The sequence below is a fragment of the Anabaena sp. AL09 genome (assembly GCF_001672255.1).
GTDB classification, from domain to species: Bacteria; Cyanobacteriota; Cyanobacteriia; order Cyanobacteriales; family Nostocaceae; genus Dolichospermum; species Dolichospermum lemmermannii.
Genome location: NZ_LJOQ01000008.1, coordinates 666 through 6,987 on the forward strand (window position 1 = coordinate 666; position 6,322 = coordinate 6,987).

Here is a 6,322-nt window from a genome sequence, read left to right on the forward strand (position 1 = left end):
CCTTTTCGACACAAGCAGCCTGAACCAAGTGGATATCATCAATTACATCGTAGAGGGTTGAATCCCATAACTTAGCAGGTAATTGATACTTGTCTTTCGATGTGCGTAGCTGTTTGTCAATCTCAAATTTAGACACACCCCAGGCTTTCAACGACCCGAACTCATTCCACAAGTCAGAGCGTAGTTGTCCCAAACGCAAGGCAATTAAATCAAGTTCGTTAGATTTCCAAGTATTTAGTTTTTCAGTCCCTAAAATAGCGATTCTCGTAACGGTTAACTGATTTTTAACTTTGAGTTTCATATTCTAGACTTACTACGTCTTTTATTATTATACTCCCATTGACAGCCTATTCTGCGGTTGTCTTGGGGTAATCACCAAATTGTTTGTAAACTTGTTCTGGGGTTAGGTATTTCATCTTGGGTTTAAATACGATTAACCCCAGTATACTACGTTATCTCGAGATTAGAGAGTTAGACATTGCTGTGGATGCCAATTGATTTATTTATCCCGGATTATACCTGCTACTATATTGGACAAGTCCTGACTAAAGTCCGAATGTCAGAATAGAATAATGCCAGACTTGTTTCTAGTATACACTTCCTTGTGGGCGGGGTGACTGAGGAAAATTACGGAAGCCACAATTGAGACACTTTGAGTCATGTTGTGGACAGGCGATAGTTTTGTTAAGTTCTAGCTCTGTTGTTATTATTATATTCAATCAATAGACCATGCAATCACCGATTACAGTTGGTACTATCCTACAAAATCGTTACCACATAATTCACATTATTGGACAGGGGGGATTTGGTAGAACCTATCTAGCAGAAGACCAAAGACGCTTTAATGAACTTTGTGTGCTTAAAGAGTTAATTGCCCTAAGTACGGGAACATCCGGTGGAGAAAAGGCACAAGAGTTATTTGAACGAGAGGCTGCTATCTTGTATCAAATTGAGCATCCACAAATCCCCAAATTTCGGGAAAAATTTGCCCAAAACGAAAAGTTATTTTTGGTGCAAGATTTTGTGGCTGGTAAGACTTACCGGAATTTGCTCAGAGAACGCCAAGATGTTGGCACAACTTTTACCGAAGCAGAGGTATTGCATTTACTACGCACTTTGTTGCCTGTTCTTAGTTATATTCACGGTCAGGGAATTATTCATCGGGATATCTCCCCAGAGAATATGATTTTACGGGAAAGTGATTCCCTGCCTGTATTAATTGACTTTGGAGTAGTCAAGGAGTTAGCCACAAAATTACAATCCTCAAGCCCCACACCAGTAACTACTGTAGGTAAATTGGGTTATGCGCCTAGTGAGCAAATGCAAACGGGTAGGGCATATCCTAGTAGTGATTTGTACGCGTTGGCTGTGACGACGATAGTTTTGTTGACGGGGAAAGAACCCGCAGATTTATTTGATGAGCAGGAACTAATATGGAATTGGCAACAGTGGGCAACAGTAAAACCGGAATTCGCTCAAATTTTGCAGCGAATGTTGAGTTATCTGCCGGGGGAACGGTATCAAAGTGCCGCTGATGTTACTCAGGCACTGCTTAACTTAGGTTATAGTAGCCAACCTGCTGCTAATTTATCTCATCTACAAACTATCGCTATCGGGCATCGTCCTGAACCGATATCAAAAACATCTGAAAAGCCGCAACCTTCAGTTAATTCTGGACAAAGTAGCTCTATTTTGGATAATGCTTGGGCGTTGGCAGGAATTGGCGGTGTTGTGATTATTTTAGCAGGGTTTGGTTCTTGGACTTTGGTGAATTCACTGAAAAATCAGTCTCGTCCAGCAACAGAAACAATCACAACCCCACAATCATTTCCTTCTCCAGTTATTCCTAGTGGGACATTATTAACACCAACACCAACTCCAACACCCACAGTAACTAATAGTGAACCTGTGATTAATCGTCAACGTCTGAGATTAGACAAATCTAACAAGGCGACAATTGACGGAACACTGAGGGAAAATGAATTGGTTGAATATAGTTTACAAGGTAAGATCGGGGAAAAATTAACTGTATCTGTAAATGAAAACAGTGGGATTGTACTGACGATTTTCACTGCTAATCGTGAAATCATTAATACTCAAGATCAACAATCTACTTCTTATGAAGGAATATTAGCTAATGATGGGAGATATATTATTCGATTAGGTTTGTCTGGGGGTGTTTCGGAGGTTAATTATAGTTTGAATGTAGCTTTAGAAGCACCAATACCAACGGAAACGCCAACTCCCACAGAAACGCCAACACCGACGGAAACGCCAACCCCCACGACTTCCCCTACTCCCACAGAAACGCCAACTCCTACGACTTCCCCTACTCCCACAGAAACGCCAACTCCCACAGAAACGCCAACTCCTACAGAAACGTCAACTCCAGGGTTTAATGGGACAAATTAACGTTTTAACGTTAAATTATGAAAAGAAGCAAATTAAGTTGTCATTTTTAGCAAAAAAACGTTGTTGAATACTTTACTGATTGCGGGAACTGATACGGATGCTGGTAAAACTGTTATCACAGCAGCAATAGCCGCTTATTGGCAAAAATATTATCCCCAGCGTAGTTTGGGGATGATGAAGCCAATTCAATCGGGGTTGGGTGATAGGGAACTGTACCAAACTCTGTTTAATTTGGAACAGTCACCAGAAGAAATTACACCTTTGTATTTTCAAGCCCCTTTAGCCCCTCCCATAGCTGCGGCTAAGGAAAATCGTCAAATTGATTTAGCGATAGTTTGGCGAACTTTGTTGGCTTTGCAGAAACAACGTGATTTTGTGTTGGTGGAATCTTTGGGGGGTTTGGGTTCACCGATTACTGATGAGTTGACGGTGGCTGATTTGGCGGGTGAATGGCGATTACAGACTTTTTTGGTGGTGCCGGTCAGATTGGGGGCGATCGCTCAGGCTGTTGCTAATGTAGCATTAGCTAGGCAACATAAAATCAATCTGCGCGGAATTATTCTTAATTGCACCCAACCCCGCACCAAGGAAGAAATTGCTGATTTAACACCACCAGAGTTAATTCAATCATTGACAAATATTCCCGTTTTAGGTTGTGTTCCCTATCTGGAAAATCCCAGAGATTTGGAACAACTTGCAAAAGTTGCTGCGGCTTTAGATTGGGAAATATATTGTAGCTAATGGGTGATTGGTAATTGGTAATTGGTGATTGGGAAGAGTTTTTTAATTGTTAATTGTTAATTTTTAATTGATAAATATGGTTTCTACATTTCCTTTGGCTTCAACGGTAAATCTTAAAAATGTGCGGTTAGCAATTCGGGCTTTGCAACCGCAATTAGTAGAGTGGAGAAGACAAATTCACCAAAAACCAGAATTAGGTTTTCAGGAAAAAATTACCGCTGAGTTTATTGCTGAAAAGTTGCAAAGTTGGGGAATTGCACATCAAACAGGTATTGCAGAAACGGGAATTGTGGCGATTATTAAAGGTGAAAAATCTGGCAATGGTAAAGTATTAGCAATACGGGCGGATATGGATGCTTTACCTATTCAAGAAGAGAATGAAGTTCCCTATTGTTCTCAATATGATGGTGTGATGCACGCTTGTGGACATGATGGACATACAGCGATCGCTCTCGGTACGGCATATTACCTCAATCAACACCGACAAGACTTTAGTGGCACAGTAAAAATTATCTTCCAACCCGCAGAAGAAGGTCCCGGTGGGGCAAAACCGATGATCGCAGCAGGTGTATTGAAGAACCCTGATGTTGATGCCATTATCGGTTTACACTTATGGAATAATCTGCCATTGGCAACTGTGGGAGTCCGCGCTGGGGCATTAATGGCCGCTGTAGAATTGTTTCGCTGCACCATTTTTGGTAAAGGTGGACATGGGGCAATTCCTCAGCAAACAGTAGATTCTATCGTGGTAGCGGCGCAAATAGTCAATGCTTTACAAACTATTGTTTCCCGTAATGTTAACCCCATTGATGCGGCTGTGGTGACAGTGGGAGAACTCCACGCCGGCACAGCAGTTAATGTGATTGCTGATACCGCAAGAATGGGTGGGACAGTGAGATATTTTAATCCTGATTTAGCAGGTTTTTTTAAAGAACGCATTCAACAAATTGTTGGGGGAATTTGTCAAAGTCACGGTGCAAATTATGACTTAGATTATATTCATCTTTATCCACCAGTTATCAATGATGCGGAAATCGCGGCATTAGTTCGTTCAGTTGCAGAGGAAGTGATAGAAACCCCCCTTGGTATCGTTCCTGAGTGTCAAACAATGGGTGGGGAAGATATGTCATTTTTCTTGCAAGAAGTTCCCGGTTGTTACTTTTTTCTTGGTTCTGCAAATCCAGAGAAAAAATTAGATTATCCTCATCATCATCCCCGATTTGATTTTGATGAAACGGCTTTACCAATAGGTGTGGAAATGTTTGTTCGCTGTGTAAACAAGTTTTTGGCTTAAAATGGAGAAATACTGGGAATTACAGGTGTTTCTGATTCCTGATGTTGACGTTGTAAATACTTACTCAGCACATAAGCTAAATCTCCTCTGGTCATGGGGTGTTGTGGGTAAATATTACTTTGTGTATCCATATTCACAAGTTCTTCAGCAATGACTGTAGCGATAGCTTTCCTAGCCCAATCAGGTATATTTATGGCATCTGGATGTGATGAGAGAATCTTATCAACGCTTTGATCAGGAAATTGGAAAACCCCATAAGCTTGGGCAAAAATCGCTAAACCTTCGGCTCTAGTAACCCTTTGATTGGGGAAAAATAGATTTCCTCGATAACCTTTCATAATATCAGTTTTCAAAACTATCTGAACATCTTTATATGCCCAATGAGAAGGAGGAACATCAGGGATAAATAGAGATTTTTTTTCAGGAATAATAGCCCGTTTATCTAAATAAAATGCCTTCACTAAAATTGATGCTAATTCTGCACGACTAATTAACTTATCCTGATAAAATTTACCATCGGGAAAGTTATCCATTAACTTAGAATCAACTACCTTTTGTATATACTCTGAACTAGTAACAGATATTGGATCTGGTGATTGTTCCTGGGCAATAATTGGGGAATTTTGGAGAAGTGTGATTAAACTCAATATCCCTAGTAATTTTTTCATTGCGACTATTATTTTATAACTGTATTACTAAAAAAGGGAATAGGGAACAGCGAACAGATAAGAAACTAAAGTTTCAGAGTTTAAAGCTCAGTCAAAAAAGGATGTTTTTACAAGATGCGTAGCACAAAAAAAACAGTGTCATTATTTCAATCTCATGTTTCTAAACATGAGTTTCTCTGTTCCCTGTTGCCCGTTCCCTGTTCCCTCTGAATAATATTGACGTTGCTTGAATAATTGAAGTTGCCAATTTTCTACATAATTAGCTATGAAGATTTTTCTGGTATAATTAATCAAACTTTAGATTTAATATCTGATCTATTAACCATTACCAATTTTATAATATAGTTGGCTGTGATAGTATTTTCTATAGCCTTAATTGTTCAGGAGTTAAAGAATGTCCATACCAGCAGATCCAGTTAAATTGATGAAGCAAGAAGTTGGCAAAGCGGCCGCCAATTTAGTAAAATCCGGTTCAATAGTTGGTTTGGGTACAGGTTCAACTACAGCTTACACCATTCAGTATTTAGGAGAACGCCTCAAATCAGGGGAACTCAAAGATATTGTCGGTATCCCCACCTCATTTCAATCAGAAGTTTTAGCCAAAGAGTATGGCGTTCCCCTCACCACTTTAGACGCTGTAGACCATATTGATATTGCCATAGATGGGGCAGATGAAGTAGACCCCCACAAAAACTTGATTAAAGGTGGTGGTGCGGCACATACCCGCGAAAAAGTTGTAGATTACCTAGCAACACAGTTTATTGTCGTCGTTGATGGTGGTAAGTTAGTAGAGCGCTTGGGTTCTAGTTTCGCTGTACCAGTTGAAGTTATTCCTATGGCACTTACCCCCGTCACTAATGCCATTAAAGCACTTGGTGGTAAGCCAGAATTGCGGATGGGTGTGAGGAAAGCCGGACCTGTGATCACTGATCAAGGTAACATGGTTTTGGATGTCACATTCGATAGCATTGATGACCCTGTAAACCTGGAAAAAACCCTGAATAATATTCCTGGTGTTTTGGAAAATGGCATTTTCGTCAATTGTGCAGATATCGTGCTTGTTGGTGAAGTTATTGACGGTAAACCTGTAGTCAGACAACTTTAAATTAGTACCTAATCACCAAATAGAACGAAAGGCACGGAAGCCACTTGGCAATAGATGCGTGGAGGAAGTGCCAACGGCGAATTTATTCGCGGTGACATGATA

The 6,322-nt window shown here is 40.3% G+C and carries 5 protein-coding genes and 1 pseudogene; 4 read left to right on the forward strand and 2 right to left on the reverse strand.

The features are described from left to right. A pseudogene (locus tag AN490_RS01275) lies at positions 1-301 on the reverse strand (addiction module component); the annotation flags it as partial. 428 nt (positions 302-729) lie between these two features. Here AN490_RS01275 and AN490_RS01280 point away from each other — a divergent pair. The 3 genes from AN490_RS01280 (at position 730) to AN490_RS01290 (ending at position 4,447) form a co-directional block, all read left to right on the forward strand. Further along, a complete protein-coding gene (locus AN490_RS01280; RefSeq protein WP_299999220.1) occupies positions 730-2,412 on the forward strand; it encodes a serine/threonine-protein kinase in 1,683 nt (560 codons plus the stop codon). A 63-nt stretch (positions 2,413-2,475) separates the two neighbouring features. Then, complete coding sequence (gene bioD / locus AN490_RS01285; protein WP_168633584.1) at positions 2,476-3,153, forward strand: dethiobiotin synthase; 678 nt, start codon at positions 2,476-2,478, stop codon at positions 3,151-3,153. Between the two features lie 76 nt (positions 3,154-3,229). Beyond that, a complete protein-coding gene (locus AN490_RS01290) occupies positions 3,230-4,447 on the forward strand; it encodes a M20 family metallopeptidase (RefSeq protein WP_299999222.1) in 1,218 nt (405 codons plus the stop codon). Here AN490_RS01290 and AN490_RS01295 read toward each other — a convergent pair. Next, the gene (locus AN490_RS01295) at positions 4,444-5,115 is read right to left on the reverse strand and encodes an S-layer homology domain-containing protein (protein ID WP_299999224.1); all 672 of its coding nucleotides are present in this window, start codon (positions 5,113-5,115) and stop codon (positions 4,444-4,446) included. The two genes, AN490_RS01290 and AN490_RS01295, sit on opposite strands and share 4 nt — an antisense overlap. Before the next feature lie 394 nt (positions 5,116-5,509). Here AN490_RS01295 and rpiA point away from each other — a divergent pair, with 394 nt between their 5' ends. Continuing rightward, a complete protein-coding gene (gene rpiA / locus AN490_RS01300; RefSeq protein WP_015080467.1) occupies positions 5,510-6,220 on the forward strand; it encodes a ribose-5-phosphate isomerase RpiA in 711 nt (236 codons plus the stop codon). The last annotated feature ends 102 nt before the right edge of the window (positions 6,221-6,322 follow it).

Bases quoted from the DNA above. Each gene is read 5' to 3' on its own strand.
- AN490_RS01290 (WP_299999222.1), top strand. From the start codon at position 3,230: ATGGTTTCTACATTTCCTTTGGCTTCAACGGTAAATCTTAAAAATGTG.
- AN490_RS01295 (WP_299999224.1), bottom strand. From the start codon at position 5,115: ATGAAAAAATTACTAGGGATATTGAGTTTAATCACACTTCTCCAAAAT.
- AN490_RS01280 (WP_299999220.1), top strand. From the start codon at position 730: ATGCAATCACCGATTACAGTTGGTACTATCCTACAAAATCGTTACCAC.
- rpiA (WP_015080467.1), top strand. From the start codon at position 5,510: ATGTCCATACCAGCAGATCCAGTTAAATTGATGAAGCAAGAAGTTGGC.